Annotated in this window: 19 protein-coding genes; 1 reads left to right on the top strand and 18 read right to left on the bottom strand. The window is 43.3% G+C overall.

Annotated features, from left to right (window positions below; genetic code table 11):
* Positions 1-282 precede the first annotated feature (282 nt).
* Positions 283-819: a cupredoxin domain-containing protein gene (locus HUU49_03505; GenBank protein ID NUM25661.1), complete on the bottom strand. Its 537-nt coding sequence runs from the start codon at positions 817-819 to the stop codon at positions 283-285.
* Positions 820-849: 30 nt separating this feature from the next.
* A complete protein-coding gene (locus tag HUU49_03500) occupies positions 850-1,059 on the bottom strand; it encodes a helix-turn-helix transcriptional regulator (GenBank protein ID NUM25660.1) in 210 nt (69 codons plus the stop codon).
* A 119-nt stretch (positions 1,060-1,178) separates the two neighbouring features.
* Here HUU49_03500 and HUU49_03495 point away from each other — a divergent pair, with 119 nt between their 5' ends.
* A complete protein-coding gene (locus HUU49_03495; GenBank protein NUM25659.1) occupies positions 1,179-3,215 on the top strand; it encodes a tetratricopeptide repeat protein in 2,037 nt (678 codons plus the stop codon).
* Positions 3,216-3,273: 58 nt separating this feature from the next.
* Here the strand turns inward: HUU49_03495 and HUU49_03490 are convergent, their stop codons facing one another.
* The 16 genes from HUU49_03490 to HUU49_03415 form a co-directional block, all read right to left on the bottom strand.
* Positions 3,274-3,738 (bottom strand): hypothetical protein, encoded by a 465-nt coding sequence (locus HUU49_03490; GenBank protein ID NUM25658.1) that lies wholly within the window; start codon positions 3,736-3,738, stop codon positions 3,274-3,276.
* A gap of 215 nt (positions 3,739-3,953) precedes the next feature.
* On the bottom strand, positions 3,954-4,421 hold the full coding sequence (locus tag HUU49_03485) for a hypothetical protein (protein NUM25657.1): 468 nt from the start codon (positions 4,419-4,421) through the stop codon (positions 3,954-3,956).
* Positions 4,422-4,424: 3 nt separating this feature from the next.
* The gene (locus tag HUU49_03480; protein NUM25656.1) at positions 4,425-5,348 is read right to left on the bottom strand and encodes a hypothetical protein; all 924 of its coding nucleotides are present in this window, start codon (positions 5,346-5,348) and stop codon (positions 4,425-4,427) included.
* A 627-nt stretch (positions 5,349-5,975) separates the two neighbouring features.
* A complete protein-coding gene (locus HUU49_03475) occupies positions 5,976-6,491 on the bottom strand; it encodes a hypothetical protein (GenBank protein NUM25655.1) in 516 nt (171 codons plus the stop codon).
* Positions 6,492-6,837: 346 nt separating this feature from the next.
* Positions 6,838-7,233 (bottom strand): hypothetical protein, encoded by a 396-nt coding sequence (locus HUU49_03470; GenBank protein ID NUM25654.1) that lies wholly within the window; start codon positions 7,231-7,233, stop codon positions 6,838-6,840.
* A 20-nt stretch (positions 7,234-7,253) separates the two neighbouring features.
* A complete protein-coding gene (gene lgt, locus HUU49_03465) occupies positions 7,254-8,063 on the bottom strand; it encodes a prolipoprotein diacylglyceryl transferase (protein NUM25653.1) in 810 nt (269 codons plus the stop codon).
* 98 nt (positions 8,064-8,161) lie between these two features.
* Positions 8,162-8,386 carry a hypothetical protein gene (locus HUU49_03460; protein ID NUM25652.1) on the bottom strand — a complete coding sequence of 75 codons (225 nt, stop codon included), beginning with the start codon at positions 8,384-8,386 and terminating at the stop codon, positions 8,162-8,164.
* A 199-nt stretch (positions 8,387-8,585) separates the two neighbouring features.
* Positions 8,586-10,985, bottom strand: coding sequence for a phosphoenolpyruvate synthase (ppsA, locus tag HUU49_03455; GenBank protein NUM25651.1), 2,400 nt, complete (start codon positions 10,983-10,985; stop codon positions 8,586-8,588).
* Positions 10,986-10,997: 12 nt separating this feature from the next.
* Positions 10,998-12,485 carry a pyruvate kinase gene (pyk, locus tag HUU49_03450; GenBank protein ID NUM25650.1) on the bottom strand — a complete coding sequence of 496 codons (1,488 nt, stop codon included), beginning with the start codon at positions 12,483-12,485 and terminating at the stop codon, positions 10,998-11,000.
* 6 nt (positions 12,486-12,491) lie between these two features.
* Positions 12,492-12,824 carry a hypothetical protein gene (locus HUU49_03445; GenBank protein ID NUM25649.1) on the bottom strand — a complete coding sequence of 111 codons (333 nt, stop codon included), beginning with the start codon at positions 12,822-12,824 and terminating at the stop codon, positions 12,492-12,494.
* Between the two features lie 127 nt (positions 12,825-12,951).
* Positions 12,952-14,607 (bottom strand): chaperonin GroEL, encoded by a 1,656-nt coding sequence (gene groL / locus HUU49_03440; GenBank protein NUM25648.1) that lies wholly within the window; start codon positions 14,605-14,607, stop codon positions 12,952-12,954.
* 27 nt (positions 14,608-14,634) lie between these two features.
* Positions 14,635-14,910: a co-chaperone GroES gene (locus HUU49_03435; protein NUM25647.1), complete on the bottom strand. Its 276-nt coding sequence runs from the start codon at positions 14,908-14,910 to the stop codon at positions 14,635-14,637.
* A 100-nt stretch (positions 14,911-15,010) separates the two neighbouring features.
* Positions 15,011-16,357 carry an O-antigen ligase family protein gene (locus HUU49_03430; GenBank protein NUM25646.1) on the bottom strand — a complete coding sequence of 449 codons (1,347 nt, stop codon included), beginning with the start codon at positions 16,355-16,357 and terminating at the stop codon, positions 15,011-15,013.
* Entirely contained in the window at positions 16,341-16,967 is a 627-nt protein-coding gene (locus HUU49_03425) for a hypothetical protein (GenBank protein ID NUM25645.1), read from the bottom strand. Before HUU49_03425 ends, HUU49_03430 begins: the two co-directional genes overlap by 17 nt.
* Positions 16,964-17,932 carry a hypothetical protein gene (locus HUU49_03420; GenBank protein NUM25644.1) on the bottom strand — a complete coding sequence of 323 codons (969 nt, stop codon included), beginning with the start codon at positions 17,930-17,932 and terminating at the stop codon, positions 16,964-16,966. The genes HUU49_03425 and HUU49_03420 overlap by 4 nt, the downstream gene beginning before the upstream one ends.
* Complete coding sequence (locus tag HUU49_03415; protein ID NUM25643.1) at positions 17,922-18,977, bottom strand: DNA recombination protein RmuC; 1,056 nt, start codon at positions 18,975-18,977, stop codon at positions 17,922-17,924. The genes HUU49_03420 and HUU49_03415 overlap by 11 nt, the downstream gene beginning before the upstream one ends.
* Positions 18,978-18,983 lie beyond the last annotated feature (6 nt).

The raw sequence follows: 18,983 nt of genomic DNA, 5'->3' as shown, positions 1-18,983 counted from the left end.
TTTGCTTCCATCTTATTTTAAGCTTCAGGCGAAAATTTTATTTTTGTTTTATAAGCTTTCCCTCCCTTCAAGAGTTTTGGTGGTTTAGTCATTATATACAATTTGCTATAACCGAACAAGCATTAAGAAAGTCCCAAAAAACAAGGGGGAAAGGCACCTATCGAAGACGGTGTTGATAACTTACCCCCATAGACAATAATCTTTAATAAAAAGCCTCGTTATTCATTTATAACGAGGCTTTTTCAGCGGCCTGACTGTGGTTTTTTATATTAAAAAACCAAACTATTCAACAATCAATTTTCCTACCATGCCCAAGTCACGGTGACGGCCGACGCTACAATAAAATTCAAAAATTCCTTGCTGATCAGCAGAAAACTCAACACTAGAACTGCCGCCGGTATTAACCTGGTCGGTTTTGGCATTAAATTCATCAATAACCCAGTCATGAAAGCCGTCAGTACTCTTAAAATTAATTTGCACCTTATCCCCTTTCTTCACTTTTATCTCCGTTTGAGAAAAGGCAAAATTTCTAGCCGTAATATCAAACGTCTTAACCTGCGGCGCTACCACACTGCTATCACTAGCCGGGGCATCCTGCAGTATTTTTTCCTCTTTTTCCACCATCGCGCTGTCTGTTGCCTCTTGTCCGGCCACATTATTAGCCTCAAGCATTACATTATCTTGTTCTTGAAACGCTTTATCCTGTGGAACTGTAGCGGTATTAGCGCTGTTTTGTTCAGCCGGCACACAGGCAGAAATTATGACTGTCAAAACCAATAAACAAAAAAAGGCTGCTACCTTTCGGGTTGTGATGTTCATAGTGCTGATCATTAATTTTATTTTTATATTTTAATTATTTCCATAAATAAATATCTTTTCAACCGGCTGGCCAAAAAAATTTGCAATCTTAAGCGCCAACAATACTGACGGCGTGTAATTTCCCCGCTCAATTGCAATAATCGTCTGACGAGTAACTCCTAAGGCCAACGCTAACTGTTCTTGGGTTACTCCCTGCTTAGTACGATATTGATAAACAAAATTTGATACCTGTTCACCCATAAAGTTAAAATAAAATGCTCTTTATAGTATAAACTAATTAAATCTGATGTCAAGTCCACTTTACATTAAATTTTTAACTAAAAATCGCCAGGTCAAACACTTTCTTGTATAATAAAGCTATGGAAAAAATCTTACACTTCTTGGAAACTAAAAAATGGCTAGCACTTAGTATTGTATTAGTTTTAACTTTTTTGAGTTATTCAAATATTTTAGCAAACGGCTTCGTCTGGGACGACCCGGATTTCTATGGCAACTGGCCAGCGCTTTATAGTCTTGATAGCGTCGGATCGCTTTTGGGCGGCGAACTACCAGCTCAACACCAAGGCGTTTATCGCCCCTTACGCAGCATTTTTCAGCTTTTTATCTTCCAACTTTTTGGCGGACAAAATCAACTGATCGAAACCGGCCATGTTGAAAATGCGTTTGGCTATCACTTGATATCACTACTAATTCATCTTGCAGCCGTTGTCGCCGTCTATCTCCTGATTGAACAATTAACCAAAAATCGTCATGTCGCTTTTTTAAGCAGCTTATTTTTTGGACTTCACCCAATTCACACTGAAGCGATCAGTTTTTTTACCACCAGTGTCGACATTATCGGCGCCGTTTTCTTTTTATACGCCGTTTATTTTTACCTGAAGAGTAACAGCGCCCGAATCCAAAATTTCTACCTAACGTCTATCATCTTTGGTTGGTTGGCATTTTTCAGTTATGAATTCACGCTCGTCTTACCATTAATGTTAATCCTCCTAGACCTTTATAAAAATAATTTTGAATATCGGGTGATGGCCAAAAAAATCAAAAACTATATCCCTTATTTTGTAGGGGTGGTGGTCTGGATCATCATCAGAGCCAGCCTGCCGATTGCCAGCCGCGCTTTTGATGCCGAACAGCAATCCGGTCTTATTACCAGAGTTTTTAACACCAGCAAAGCATTTATCAAATATATCTATTTATTGTTTATTCCCTACCCTCAGACGGTTTATCATGAAATTAAAATCAATCAAAATTTAGCTGATCCTAAAATAATAATATCAATTATTTTATTACTCGCTCTGTTTGGTCTGGCGATTTACCTCGCCAAAAGAAAGCCGCTAATTAGCTTAGTGATTGGTTGGTTTTTCTTAAGCTTAGCCGCCGTAACCAACGTTTTTCCCACTGGCATTATTATGGCTGAAAAATACACCTACCTGGCGTCAGTTGGTACCTGCTTGCTAATGGGGTGGTTAGTGTATAACCTATTAAAATCAACCAAAAAATATTTGGTGGTTGGTGGCGTTTTACTGATTATTACTATTACATTTAGCTATGCCGGCCTAACGTTTGCCCGAAACTTTGATTGGAAAAGCGACAAAACGCTTTGGCAAAAAACCTTGGCGTCACGACCGGATTACGGACGGGTCCACAACAATATCGGCTACCTTTATGCCAAAGAAAAAAACTACAACGAAGCTTTACCTCATCTAGAAAAAGCCAAGGCGTTAGAACCTAACCTGGCGATTGTCTATGAAAATTTGGCAACGGTTTATGACGAGCTTGGCGAATACAAGTTAGCCATTGAACATTACCAACAGGCAATCAAACTGCAACCCAATATTGCTGAAACCTACAACAACTTTGGCGTTACCTATCAAAAACTCGGCCAGCTGGAACAGGCTTTAGAACAATATGAAAAAGCAGTTACAGTTGAGCCGCGATACTATCTGGCCTATTCTAACGCCGGGGTGATTAACCTACTACAAAGTGATTTTGAAGCGGCTAAAGATAATTTTGAAGCGGCTTTAAAAATCAATCCGAATTTCGGTCGCGGTCATCATGGTTTGGCGGTTAGCTTAGTCAATCTGCAAAGTATTGATGAAGCCATTAAACATTATTACCAATCAATCGCTCTTTCCCCAACGCTGATTGATAATTACAGCCACCTGGCATCAATTTACAGCCGGCAAAATGAACCCCAGCAAGCTATTAGCATCTTGCGTCAAGGTATTGAAGCAGTACCCGATGACCCCGAACTGCGAACGAATTTAGCAGTAATGTTTGCTAACCAAGGAGACTTAGCGGCGGCAGTTGAGGAAATTAAAAAAGCTTTGGAACTTGATCCAAAGTTTGAACCGGCGCTTGAAGTTTTAGGGCAATTGCAAAAGGCCACTAAATAAAAACAGGCCAAATTGACATCTGGCCTGCTATCAGATAAAGGGTTTTTCGAGGAAACCACTAAGCTTCCTTGATATTTTTTATTGCCTGGCGGAAACGACCACCTAGCCGACCAATATTATCGGCAGCTGATTCATCCATCTTCCTTAATTCATCAAGAAGCGTTCCGTTTGAAGGTGCTGGTTCAAAGAATCTTAGATTTGAAGCCATGTTTGAAGCTTCTTCTAGCGACTCTAAACCCAAAATCGAAGTAACCAAATCGGCCGCGACTTCAACTCCAACTTCACCGGCCAATAATTCAAGATTTCTGACAAACCTGGTTGCTTTTTGATCGCCGATAATTTTTACAAAATCGGCAAACCGCTTCAGCCAATTCACATCATCCTGGCCTTTACATTTCTGTAAAATAACCCACAAAGAAACAGTTGGTCTGATCGTCGATGTAGCTGTCTGGGCAACAGCATAGCCAGCACCAGCCAGACCAAGGGCAAGAGCAGCCCCTTTTAAAACATCTCTGATACCCATAACTTAGCCCTCCAAAGGTTAAACTTGTTGTTAATGTTCAAACAAAAAACATAACACTCTTGGCGCTATGTTGATATAACTACACTACAAAAAAATACTAGATCTGTCAAGATAAAATAAAGAGGACCAGCTTGCTTGTTTGCACAAACTTACTGGTCCTTTGAAAATGCGTGATCATCGCCCGAAATTACTCTCAGTCGATGATACTAGCTTAGCTAGGTTTGACCGCCTTGGCCACTCCGACCGCCCTGCCCGCCGCCTTGACCACCACCGCCCTGTTGGCGTTGTTGCCCGCGACCTTGCTGCTGGTCAGGTTTCTTCTCTTCTTTCTTTTCCGGCTCATCGTTGCCCGGGACGTCATTGACCTTGACCAAAGTATCAATCACCTTGAACACCTTATTATCGGCATCTTCGGCGCACTGATTTTCGATCTCGTCCGTGACATCCACGGTAGCCGTGTACTGCACTTGCACATTGACGACTTTCGGCATCGGCTCGATGGTCACTTTCCGACGCCAAATCATGACATCATCGGTATCGACGATCTGAACGTCCTTGCCGAACTCGAACTTCCCAAGTAATGTCTGAAACGCCTTGGGTTTAATGTGTCCGAGTGTCCAAGTGATGAACACCGTCAAATCCGATCCGTCACGGATTGCAACCTTTCTGCCTTTCTTAGCCACTAGTCAGTCTCCTTTCCGCTTGAGGTATCTGGCATATTCGCCAGGTTCAACTTTCACTTTGAAGGTGATTGGCTCGCCATCGGTGACCCGAAAGCGCAACGGTGAATTACTGTCATTCTTGGTGACACCAGTCTTACCGACGAAACCACCGCCTGGGTAATCAAACACCACTGGTGTTGAGACATCGTCGGCGTTAAGTCCAACGATGAACTCTAACCGACGAAACTCCTTAGGATTGTCCAGCGGTCCCCAAACCAGCATGTCACCAGCCTGGGGTATTAAACTGGAAGGAGCAATGTCCTCCCACTCCCCAGTCTCGGCGGTGATTTCCGATTCCAACGGATTGGCAGACACCGGAGGAGTCAAGGCCGGAGGCGATGATAGTGTGACCGTCGTCGCCGGCGTTAGCGCTGGGGCAGGCGCAGGTTGTACAACTTTCGGTTCGGACGGTTTCTTCGCCGGCTTCAGAAGGCTTGAAGAAAAAAATCCCTTCATGCCGTCATTGGTACCGCCGTTTACCGTCACCTTGTAACGGGGCGGCAGACCATCCGGGTAATCAGGCTTCGCGCTCAGATCACGATAGACCTTAGTGCCCTTAGTGAGTTTAACCAAATTGCCATTAACATCGAGGTCGCCCTCTTGAGTAACGACATATTCAGCCAAGTACCCACTACGCAAGAAGTTTGTCAGCTGATACGCCCAGGCATCAACGGTTGCCTTGAATTCTTTCGCCACCATACCACGAGAGGTGTCTGATTGCGAAATCACGTCCAGAGTGTGGATGCTCAAGGCCGCCGAAGCCATCATGATAGTGCTGATAACCATGGCATGGAAAATGACGTTGCTCTTCGTCCCAACAAGCCGGGAATAAGCACAAACAATCATTCCTGCCAGGGCCAAACTCGTAACCACATAGAACCCATTCATCTCCTCGGGTAGAAACAACACGCCCGCGGCAATAAAGAATTCAACAATGGATACGATGGCGAACTGTCGGCTGAGTGCCAAAGACAGTCGCCGATTGTTGAGCAAGCTTCCTACCAGCACCTGAACCACCAAGGCCATCACATAAGGCATGACCGCCAAAACGATCAGGATGATATCGGCCGGCGTAGTCCAAGGTATCCAGATGGCCACGATGGTCATTATCACGGTACCAAGAATCCACAAGCCATACAGCCAAAGGATTTTCTGAATCTTCGGTCGCTGAGACTGAACCCACTTGGTGGTGCCGACTGCTCCGCTCAACATCATCTCAAGCAAAGTATAGGCACGACCCAAAAGTTGCTCACCACTCTTTGATCCGAACAGCGCCAGAAACACGCCGACAGCTGCCAAGATCGCGACTGAAACCATGGATGTAGTGTAAGCCACGCTTCCAAGTTTCGTCGGTTCTTCAATAGCATCGGCTACTGATCGAACCGCTCCAGCGATTTTCGTACGCATTACTGCGTCAGCGCCACCGTCACTGCTAGGAGTAACGGTTTTGTTCTTCTCGTTCTTCTCGTTTTCAGCCATGTCAGTATATCCTCATAGATGGTTTGTTGTTGACAGTTACCAGGGCCAGAGCCAGGACCAAAAGCCACGCTTCTGTTGCCTGAGTTTAGTGTCTTGAGATTCCTCCCAACGACGCACCTTTGCCGATACCTCTTCCAGTCCAGCGGCGCCGGCTTCAAGCCTACGAGCGGCATTCTCATCACCGCGAACCAAGGCACCAGCGACGTATACCGCTGCCGCGCCCATAATCAGCATGATAACCGCCAGTTCAATTTCAAACCGGCGATAGAACTCGCGCAATGACTTCAAGAGGTCACCAGAATTGGCAAACCCGGTGACGTCAACGAAGTCATGCCATTTGGAATCCGGCATATCGGCAATCATCTTCATTACTTCTACCCGCGACGCCAGGTCCGGGAGAGTAACGAAACTGAGACGAAAACTTCTCGCCTCAGGGGTGTCGGCGGCGTCGGGGTTGCCCAACGACTTCATTCTGGTCAAAACCTTAGCTTGCCCGACTGCGTCGAGCTGTGCCAGGGCCTGAGCAAACGCTGCCTCGTCGTCGCGTCCCAAACCGAAGAGCCGAGGACGCAACTCCTTGGCCAGCCCGGAACCAACTGCGACAGAACCCGTGTCGGAACCTTTGCCTATGGTCTTGCCATAAACCAGGTCCGCCAAAAACGCCGTTCCAAACTCACCGAACATTCGAAACTTTCCTTCTGCCATGTCACGATCTCCTGTGTTTTAGCGCATTAGCGCGTTTCATTTCAGTCAAAACTAGCTATATTGTAAAGACCACGCGGGTCATAATCTGCTAGGAAAACCCAGAAAATCATGACCTTTTATAATAGCATATTTTGAAGAATTTGTCAATAAAAAACAGCCTAAACTGTTTTTTAATATAAATCAAATTTTAATTTTAAATAGAAGAGTCGCCGCTACCAGGAATAGTTGGACTACCACCTGAACCACCAACAATCGCCCCGATCACAAAGGTCACTAGCGCATAACTTAAAAAGATTACCACCAACCCAAACGCCGCCCAGGTAATCATCTCTTTACCCTTTTTTACTTTTTCATCATTACCAGCCGAAGTTATCCAAGTAAAACCGCCAAAAATGAAAATTGCTAATGCCAAGGAACCAACAATACCTAAAATCGCCCGAATGACATTACCAATGATTTCGCGCGGGTCGTCAATACCTAATGGATTTTCAATCCCTTCAGCGGCTAAAACAGCGCTGGCTGCTCCTAAAAAAACAATGGCCAGCGCCAAGGAAAATATACTGATAAAAGTGAGAAATTTTAGTTTCATAAACTTGCTTTAATTATAGGTTACCGTCTTTTGAGTGTCAAACTTGAACGATACCGCCAACCAATCATGCCAATGGCCACGGCGGCAAGCGCTAACGCCGAAATCGTGGTTGCCCGCAGACCGAGTAAAAGCGGCACCGCATCAGTTCGCACGGTCTCTAGAGCAAGCCTAATCAAAGAATAATTAATTAAATAAAGCAGAACAATTAACCCTGGCTTTTTATTTTTTAATCGGTAATGCAAAAAAAACAAGAGCGCGAAATTTAAAATATTTAAAATTGATTCATACAAAAAGGTAGGATGAAAATAGTCATAACTCAGATATTCAATCGGCCGATTTTTAAACTCAATCGGAATCCCCCACGGCAGATTAGTGGGAGTGCCAAAAATTTCTTGATTGAAATAATTACCCCAGCGGCCAATCGCTTGGCCCAGTGCTAAGGCCGGCGCGATCATATCGGCCAGGCGCCAAAAATCAAGTGCTTGGCGATAAGCATAAAAACCCAACACCATCAAACCGGCGATGATTGCCCCGTGAATAGCTAGACCACCCTGCCAAATGGCAAAAATTTCTAGCGGGTGTTGACGGTAATATGACAGGTCTAAAAAAACCGAAAAAATTCTGGCACCAACTAAACCAAAAAGGATCATATAAAAACCTAGATCATAAATTTGATCAATAGCCAGTTGGTATTTTTTTGCCAGCCTAGAAACGACTTTAAAGCCGGCTAAAATACCGCTAACAACAAAAATACCATACCAATGCAGCGTTACTAGCCCATACTGAAAAATGATCGGCTGCGGATTAAACGTGTGAAGAAATTCAATCATAGGTTTATTGTAGCATGGTTTGAATAAAAAAATAGGCTCGCTTGAACCACTTGGTCAAGCGAGCACGACGAAATTACGATAAGAACTTGATTACCTGGTTAGACACAGGCGGGACGCTGGCAGGATTTGCGCCGGGTGGCGTTGGTGCGGATGTGGTGGTCGGTAGCGTGACCGTTGGAGACAATCTCCTTGGTGAAGATTCCCGCCTCCGCACGGGCTTGCCGCTCCGCTTTCCGCTGAGCCTGCTTGGTGGTGCAAACCACCGTCTTGGACTTGGTGCCGCCGTTGCCGTCTGAAACGTTCCAGATAATCCGTGTTGCCATGGTCATACTCTCCAGTTGAAGGTTTCTGTTTAGTCAGCTCACACAGTTTACTGCTTCGACTTCGAGATACGAAATCAACTACGGGGGGCTATGATTATGGCGATCTTTCAAAGGTCAGCCTCCTTTCCGAGTTTGGCTTGTTGAATGCCCAACCCTGAAAGTTAAACTGTACCATTATTATACTAATTTGTCAAATACATTACCTGTTTTTACGTTTCATTTTCTTTTCTTCAGCTAGAATATCAAGCGTTGTTTTAATGACCGTATCAGGATTTAACGATATGCTGTCAATTTTTTGTTTGACCAAAAATCGGGCGAAGTCTGGAAAGTCACTTGGTGCCTGGCCGCAAATACCGATCTTGCAGTTATTCTTTTTGGCGATTTTAATTACCTGACTGACCAGGCGTTTTACCGCTTCATTACGTTCATCATATACGTGTGCTACTAAAGCCGAATCGCGGTCTACCCCCAAAGCCAACTGAGTTAGGTCGTTTGAGCCGATGGAAAAACCGTCAAAAATTTTACTGAATTCTTCGGCCAAAATGACATTTGATGGAATCTCACACATCACGTAAACCTCAAGCCCGTCTTCGCCGCGTTTAAGGCCGTGTTTAGCCATAATCTCAATCACCTTTTTGCCTTCTTCCACCGTGCGGCAAAACGGCACCATTAATTTAATATTTTTCAAACCAAACACATCGCGCGCTTTCACAAACGCCTTACATTCAAGGATAAACGCTTCCTGATATTCCGGCGCATAATACCGGGAGGCACCGCGCCAGCCGATCATAGGGTTTGATTCAATTGGTTCAAACTCTTTGCCGCCGATCAGGTTGGCATATTCGTTTGATTTAAAATCCGACAATCTAAAAATCACTTCCTTGGGGTAAAACGCCGCAGCGATTTGGCCCACGCCTTCGGCAAGCTTATCAATAAAAAACTGTTCTTTCTTTTGATAGCCAACCGTTAAAGCCGCAATTTTTTTCTTGGCTTGCTTATCCTTTAGGGTATTAAAATGCAGCAACGCCAGCGGATGAACCTTGATATGATTAGCAATGATAAACTCTTCACGAGCCAAACCAACGCCGTCGTTAGGGATAAACGAACTGCTAAACGCAATATCGGGCTGGCCGATATTCATCATAATCTTGGTTTTGGGCCGCTTAATATTTTTCAAGTTGGTTTTTTTAATTTCAAACGGCAGCTTACCGTCATAAACATAACCAATTTCGCCTTCGCCGCAAGAAATCGTCACTTCTTGGCCGGACTTAATTTTCTTGGTGCCGTCGTCCGTTCCGACAATACAGGGAATACCAAGCTCGCGCGAAACGATTGCTGCATGGCATGTACGACCGCCTTTGTTAGTAATAATGCCGGCGGCAATTTTCATAATCGGTTCCCAGTCCGGATCGGTCATATCAGTCACTAAAATTTCACCGGCCTTAAACTGGTTAATTTGCTTGGCGTCCTTAATGATATTGGCCCGGCCACTAGCGATCTTACTACCGACCGGCGAACCGGAAACAATCACTTTACCGCGCTTCTTTAACTGATACTCTTCAAGCACCTGACTGTTCTTAGCCGCATGCACAGTTTCAGGCCTAGCTTGTAAAATATACAGCTTCTTGGTTTTACCGTCTTTTCCCCACTCAATATCCATTGGCCGATTGTAATGTTTCTCAATCATCAGCCCCCATTCGGCCAGCTTCAGGATTTCTTTATCGTTTAAAACAAACTTTTGCTGCTCGGCTTTGGTCGTACTGATATTCTTGACCACTTTATTGCCTTTAGCGGCGTAAATCATTTTAATTTTTTTACCGCCGAGTTTTCTTAAAATAATTGGCTTAAATCCCTGTTCTAAAGTTTCTTTAAAAACATAAAATTCGTCCGGCGTCACTTTGCCTTGAACAATATTTTCACCCAGCCCCCAGGACCCATTGATTAAAATGGCATTACGAAAACCACTTTCCGTATCAATCGTAAACATCACGCCGGAACTGGCTTTGTCGGCCCGAACCATGTGCTGCACGCCAACCGATAAGCCAACCTTGAAATGATCAAAGCCTTTGTCGGTACGGTATGAAATCGCCCGGTTGGTAAATAGCGACGCCATACAATGACGCGTTGCATCAATTACTCCCTGCGGGCCGCGAATATTTAAAAAAGTTTCCTGCTGGCCGGCAAACGAAGCATCCGGCAAATCTTCAGCTGTGGCCGATGACCGAACCGCCACGTCCACGCCTTTGCCATAATGCTGCTCTAAACTATGGTACGCCGTCACAATTTGCTGTTCCAAATCTTTGGGAAATTCCGCCCGCAAGATTAAATCACGAACTTTCTGACCGCGCTCCGTCAGATTTTTCATATCATGAGTATCAAGATCGCTTAAAACTTTTTGAATCTGATATCTTATACCGGTTTTCTTTAATAAATAAAAATAAGCCTGAGCCGTAACGGCAAAACCATTAGGAACGTTAATCCCTTGGGGAACTAATTTTTGGTACATCTCACCCAGCGACGCATTCTTACCGCCGACTTTTGGAACGTCTTTAATCGTTAATTCATCAAACCACAGGATGAACTTTTTTTTGAATAACATATTTTTATTTTATTAAATTGTTTCTACTTTGATTAAGTTAGTCTGACCTAAATAGCCAAAAGGATGGCCAGCAGCGATGACGACAACACCACCCTTTTTAACCAATCGTTTATTTTGACAAAGTTTCCTGGCTTGTCCCACTAGTTCGCTAAATGACGAGCCAAACTTTAAATAATACGGCTTAACGCCCCAGCTCAAACACAGCTGGTTTTTAGTTTTTTCGGAAGCCGCTAAGGCGGCCACACTAATCTGCGGCCGGTATTTAGAAATTGATCTGGCCGTAAAGCCGGAAGTGGTAGCACAAATAATTAATTTAGCGTTCACGTCGTCGGCAATAGTTTGCACCGCATAACTGACCGTCTCGGTAATACCCCCCAGCTTCTTTAGGCTGTCTTGAATTTCTTTATATTCAGCAATTTCCGTTTTTTCCACCTGATGGGCAATCCGACTCATTACTTGCACCGCCTTTAAAGGATATTTACCGGTAGCCGTCTCACCTGACAGCATAATGGCGTCAGTTCCGTCCAAAATAGCATTAGCGACGTCTGAAACTTCCGCCCTGGTTGGCACCGGATAGCGAATCATGGAATCCAACATCTGTGTTGCCACAATCACCGGCTTAGACTCTTCAACACAACGCCGGACAATCTTTTTTTGGATCAGTGGTAAATCTTCTAAAGGAATTTCCAGACCTAAATCGCCACGCGCAACCATAATGCCATCAGCGGCCGCTAAAATTTCTTCAAAATTTTTGACCGCTTCGGGACGTTCGATCTTAGCAATAATTTTAGTATGTGTTCCCGGCCAATTCCCGCTGCGTTTCGGCTTCTTAAAATCTTTTTGTTTTTGTCCCAATCTGGATTCTAGCTGGTGAATAGTGCGGCGCAAATCAATAATGTCTTTGGCATTTTTAACAAAAGACAACGCCACAAAATCAATACCCTGCCCCAAACCAAACGCCAGGTCCTGCCGATCTTTTTTGGTCACCGCCGGCGTTCTAATTTCAGTTTTAGGAAAATTCATCCCCTTGTGCGAATTAATCACGTCGCCAATCCTAACCCGGCAACGAATCGCCTTGTTTTTTATCTCAATTACTTCAAGCTCAATTTTGGCGTCATCGATTAAAATCGGATCTTTTGGTTTGACGTCTTTATACAAATCAGGGTACTGAATCGGAATGAAGGTTGAAATTTTTTTAAGCTCAATTTTAAAATTTTCTGGAACCAAAACAATTTCTTCACCAGCCTCAACCTTAATACCCTCTTTAGCCACGCCGCCAATGCGAATCCGCGGGCCCTGTAAATCCTGCAAGATAGCCACCGGCTCATTAAGCTTTGCCGAAACCGCTCTGATATTTTTTATCAGCATCGTGTGGTGCTTATAAGTGCCGTGAGAAAAATTAAGCCTCGCGACGTTAAGTCCGGACTTAATCATTTGCTCAATTTTAGTCTTACTTTCCGAAGCGGGTCCGATGGTACAAACAATTTTGGTTCGTTTCATAATCAATTATAATTTCAAGGTTTTAACCAACCAATCGGCAAATTTGGTGCTAAATTGACCAACCGCTGGCACTTCCCACTTTTCTCCCTGCAAAGCTTTAATAATCCCGATGATTGCCGCAATGCCGATCAAAATATTTAGCAACCAACCGATTCCCGGAATCAACATTAAGATAAGGGAGATTGCAAACAGCAGCGCGCCCTGACTGGCGTGAAACCTGACAAATTGATTATTTTTACGCGCGGCGAGTGCCACTAGGCTTAAAATCCAAAGATAGCTCACCGCTCCCCAAATTTTTTCTTCCGAAGTTACTGATTTTTGTGATTTAGTGTCAGTCATATTTTTTTAATTTAGGTTAATTAACAATTTTATTATACCAAAAAACCAGGCTTGCCGCAAAAATTTTTCAACCAAAAACAGGGCCTGCCCTTACTGGATAAGCCCTGTTTTTTAAATGATAACCTTATTACATCATCCCCATGCCACCCATGCCCGGCATTCCGGCGCCGTGACTATGATCATCTTTTTGTGGCAAATCAGTAACTACCGTTTCCATAGTAATCAGTGTTGAAGCAATAGATGCGGCATTCTGTAGCGCTGTTCTGGTTACTTTCATCGGGTCCACAATTCCCGCCTGGAGCATGTCGACTTTCTTATTATTTGCAAAGTCGTAGCCTGATTTATGATCTTTGATGTCGGTAATGTCATTAAGAATCAGCGAAATGTCTTTAATGCCGGCGTTGGCGGCAATCTGTCGCAAAGGCGAGGTCAACGCTTTTTGAACAATTTTAACGCCAATCTTTTCATCATCAGTCAGTTCTACCTTATGCTCTTTAAGCAGGCTGTCTAAGGCGTTGGCGACCTTGGCCAATGCCGCTCCGCCGCCAGGGACAATGCCTTCGGCAATCGCCGCCTTGGTGGCATTTAAGGCGTCTTCGATCTTAAATTTCTTTTCTTTCATTTCCGTTTCAGTTGCCGCACCGACTTTAATTACTCCGACGCCGCCGGTTAGTTTGGCTAAACGCTCCTGGAGTTTTTCCCGGTCGAAATCTGAATCAGTATTTTCAATCTCTCGCTTAATCTGAGCCACTCGGTCAGCAATAGCTTCTTTGTCACCTTGTCCGTCAACAATAGTGGTATAATCTTTACTGGCAATAATTTTTCGCGCCTCACCCAACTGATCAATACTTACGCCATCAAGCTTTAAGCCTACTTCTTCGGAAATCACCTGAGCACCGGTTAACACAGCAATATCTTCAAGTATTGCTTTGCGACGATCGCCAAAACCCGGGGCCTTTACGCCCAAAACACTAAAAGTGCCGCGCAATTTATTAACCACAAACGTAGCCAAGGCCTCGCCTTCAATTTCATCAGCAATAATTACCAGTTCTTTGCGACCAGATTGAGCAACCTTTTCAAGTAACGGCACAATATCGGCCGCCGCGGAAATTTTTTGATCAGTCAACAAGATATACGAATCTTCAAAAACTGCTTCCATGCGTTCAGCATTAGTTACCATATAGTGCGATACATATCCTTTATCAAACCGCATGCCCTGAACCACTTCTTTTTCCAAACCAAATGTCTGACCCTCTTCGACGGTAACAACGCCGTCATTGCCGACTTCCTGCATGACGTCAGCAATCATCTGACCGACTTTGGGGTCCAACGAAGAAATAGTTGCCACTTGAGCAATTTCTTTTTGATCCTGAACTTCTTTGGTGATTTTTTTCAACCCCTCAACAGCAACTTCAACCGCTTTTTGGATACCACTCTTTAACGCAATCGGATCAGTTCCGGCGGCTACATTTTTTAAACCTTCTTCAATCATCGCCTGAGCCAAAACCGTGGCAGTGGTTGTCCCATCACCGGCAACATCATTAGTTTTCTCCGATACTTCTTTAATCAATGAGGCTCCGACATTTTCGAACTTGTCTTCCAAATCAATTTCTTTGGCGATGGTGACGCCGTCGTTGGTTACTACCGGCGAACCAAAACCGCGATCAATAACTACGTGTCGGCCCTTGGGGCCAAGACTGACTTTAACGGCATCAGCTACCTTATCGATGCCTTTTTTTACCGCTCCGCGAGCGGCTTCATTAAAGAGTAATTGTTTAGCCATACTGTTTTACAAAAAATTAATTATTAATTATTCAATGACTGCCAAAACGTCCTCATCCGTCAAAATTTTATATTCAACGCCATCAACTTTCACTTCTTCACCGGCATATTTACCAAACAGCACCCGATCTCCGGTTTTTAATCCAAGCTTTTTAATGTCATCACCGTCGCCAATGGCAATAATTTTACCTTCAGCTTTTTTTTCTTTATCGATGGTAGCCGGCAACACAATGCCTGATTTAGTAGTTTCGGCCTCGGTCACAGGTTCAACCACGATACGATCTCCTAGTGGTTTTAATTTCATATGTTTTTTTACTGTTATGATTAATAATTAGGGGGTTAAATTAGCACTCTAATATTTAGAGTGCTAACATAGTATAGATTAAATTATTTTAAAAGCACTGTCAAGAATTGTCAAACCCCCCTTTTAAGGCCCGAAAATTCAAGGCCAGCACCACCCAAAAAACCATAACACCAAAATATAAAGTCCAAAAATAATGGTCAAATAAGCTAATAACCAAACATGAAGCCAGGCTTAAAATAATAATCATCTTTTCAAGTGATGGCCCTTGACGAAATGCCATATACCCAAGTAACCCCAGCAGCGCCGCAAACGTCAGCGCGCCAAAAATCCCCATTTCAGCCAAAATTAAAAGATACAAATTATGAACCGGCTGATAATAATACCCCGGCCAGCTGCTATTAATATCATGATAAACGCCCAGAGTATAATTGCCGACACCCGTTCCCTGCCACGGACGAGTTTGAATAATATTCCAGGCCTGTTCGGTAAACGTCATGCGCAAACTAATAGAGCTAATTTCCAATGGCTCGCGGCCGACCAACCGGGTAACCAGCGGATCGGTTAAATTCAATCCTAAAATCACCACCATAAGCACCAGTAATAAAAATATTTGATAAAAAGTACGGTTTAGTGCTTTATCGTGGCGACGGTATAGCCAAAATGACAGCACGATTAAACAGACAATCAGCGCAATCCAGGCTGAGCGGGAAAAACTAAAAAACAGCGCCGGCGTGATTACCAGTAAACTGCTTAAAATAAAAATTCGTAATAGAATCCGAGTGTTGGTCGAAAATGCCAAATACAACAGCAACAACAAAGCAACTACCAAAAACCCTGCCAAGATGTTTGGATGCGGCAGGCTGCCGTATGCCCGAAGCCAGCGCTCGCTATCGGTCTGCAAAATAATTGAACCGCCCTGGGTAGGAAACTGCCAAGCCAGCCCCAGCCACTTATTCGCAAACACATACTGATTAAAAAATTGCCAAATAGCAAATACTGACTGAATCGCCGCCGAACCAACCCAAGCTACCGCCAAGCGGCGCAATGAAAAATTAAAATTAACTATTAACGAAAAAAGTGCTACTGCTTCTATCAACCAAAACCAGTGATAATATGCTAACACGGCATCAATTGACCCGATTACCGAAAAACCAGCCAGCAATAAAAAAATCACTACCAGCCAATACGCTATAACACGTGGCTGACGCAAATAAGCAAGATATTCTCTAGCGGTCAGTTTTGCCGTCGGGCGATTAACAATTAGCCAAGCGGCATACAAAAATAAAATCACCCACAGCAAAATTTCGGTTCCATAAAGACTAAAACGACCATACTCCCACGTAAAGCCGTTTAGTGAAGCGTCGCGCCAAATTAATCTCGTCTGCCAGGGCAATAAAAAAATAAAAAGATAAAACAGATATTCAATTGTTTTAGTTAGTCTGGCCATCAATGCGACGAATAAATTTCGGTCGATAGTTATAGTAGTAAATTACCACTGTAGCGGCCGTTGCTCCCAAAGTATTAAACAACAAATCAAGCGCATTATTAAAATACCCGCCGACTTTTTCAGAGACATCAAACAACAATACGGCGAAAAGCTCAACTAGCTCATTAATTGTCCCTAAGCCGATGGCCATCAAAATCAAAACCAGGGCAAACGCGTAATATCGTTTCTTTAACGAAACATCAATAAACGGCTCAATTAAACTATATAACCCCAGAGTAGCAATAAAAGTTGCATAGGTATGGATGATATTATCGTACCGAATAACTCCAGCGATGATATAAAAATCGTACAGGCGCAGATGGCCAAAATACAAATTGCCACCAAGCAGGTGCAAAAAACCCAGAACCGATAGATTGATAATGATAAAAAATCCCAAATGAAGGCGGTGATGGATTGTTGTAATAATATAAATTAAGGCCACCAATAACACCGTATAATATAAAAATTCGTAGTTTTGGTGGAAGATAGCATTAATCGTAAAAGCGGCCAAATAAACAACGGTAAAAACAAAAATCAAATAATTTTTTCTTTCAACTAAATAGTCCATCATACGAGGCGAAGTTTAATGAGTCGGTCTAAGAAAGCCTGGCGGTACTGATCGCGGCGGTCAATTTTATGAAACTTCAGCATATCAGACGATATAATTACATGCGTATTATTTTGGTTCATGGCGTCCCCTAAATACCCTTTAACGTGCCGCGTTTCAATCAATTGAGCAAAACGCTCAGCCCAGCGGCCTAGCCAGCTGGTCACAAAAAACCGGTCAAGCTTGTGATAGGCCACAACCAATGGCGAATCAGTAATTTCCCGACGGCTAGTCAGATGCGTCTGGTAAAAGTTAGGCAAATCAGTCTTCAGCCAATCATTTGCCGCCATAAAATTTTGGTAGGTTTTTTGTTTGCTATAAATCGGCGCCAGCGTTGCAAACCAATACACCAAATAGGGGTCTAATGGTTTCAGTGAAATGTCAGTAAGGTTTAAGTGGTTAGTTGCCGTATAAAAACTAAGACATACTCGATCAACAATCCGAACACCGTGGCGCCGCACTCCAAGTATTGTCGTAATTAAGGTAATCATTAGTCTCCCCCACCACAACCGACCCTTGCTGATAATCATAAAAAAATCAATATCACTTTTTTCAGTCCCATTGTTGTACCCAACGTTATTGCAAACCGCCACCATCTCCACCACGCTCAGCCAGCGCAGAAACCGAACCGTTTTTAAAGCGATTTTAAATTTCTTTTCGGCAATTTGATACCGTTCCAGCCGAATTCGGATAATTGCTTGGCGGCCGGCAAAAAAATAAAAGCCGAACTGATGTTGGATTATCCCCTTCAAATTTTCAGACTGTACAACCGTAAGAATGTCCGATAAATTATGCTGCCGTGCCGGCTGATACAACCATTTATGCAGTTCAACCAGCGTCAGCGGATAATCAAAAATGTCAAAAAATGCCAAAGTACGTAACACTGACCTTTCTAAATCACTAAACTGTTGTTGGTTACTATTTGTCATTAGACGGTTTATCTAATTGCAGCGGATCAAACGTACTGCTGCCGCCAGAAATTTTTACCACATCCTTATCAATCTTTTTAAATTCTTTGGCGGCAGTGTTATACATATTAACCGAAGTAGTTATACTGTTACCAAGTTTATCTAAAAAAACGCCGTAGCTATTCATGTGTCGGCCCAACATTTCAACACGTTTAATAATTTCTTTAGTCTGCTGTTCCAGCTTCAAAGCATTTAACCCCTGCAACACTGTTTGCAAATATGCCGCAAACGTGGTCGGCGACACAATAATCACCCGTCGCTCTTTAAAAGCATAATCAATAAGATTACGAGTATTAATCTTTACGGCACCAATTTCGTTTACCAACAAATCATAAAAAATTGCTTCAGCCGGAATAAACATAAACGCAAAATCCAGCGTACCCAAACCCGGTTTAATATATTTACTGGTTTCATCAATGCGTTTTTGCAGATCCTTTTTAAATTCATTTTCCAGCTTAAGCCGCCGATCTTCGTTTACCTCGTCAATAATACGGTTATAGTTTTCCAAAGAAAACTTAGCATCAACCGGGATAATGCCGTCTTTGGTAAAAATGGCGGCATCAACCTGGTCACCGTCATCAAATTTATACTGCATTTTGTATGCGGTCGGCGGTAAGATATTTTCCAACACCAGCTGTAAACCCGCCTCACCAAGATTGCCTCGCAGTTTCTGACTGGTCAACACTTTTTCTAATTTTTGAATTTGGTCCTGCACTCCCAGAACCTGTCTGTTGGTTTCACGCAAACTGGTTAACTCCTGCGCCACACTACGAACAATACTCAAATTATCACTAAATTGCCGCTGTAATACTTCCGTTGACTGACCAAGTTTATTATCCAGCGTTTTAGTAATTTCGTTAATTTGATTTTGTAACATTAACAAAGACTGGTCTGACTTCTGAGAACCGGTCAAGTCGGCAATTTTACGGCTCAGCATAAAAAAGGCTATTAAAAATCCCAAAACTACTATTACTAAAATGATTACCAAAATTAAAACCGAACTCATAAATTT

Source organism: Candidatus Buchananbacteria bacterium, from assembly GCA_013359225.1.
Taxonomy (GTDB): Bacteria; Patescibacteriota; Patescibacteriia; order Buchananbacterales; family UBA6539; genus JABWCG01.
The sequence above is the reverse complement of the archived record's forward strand: the minus strand, read 5'-3'. Positions and strand labels throughout refer to the sequence as shown.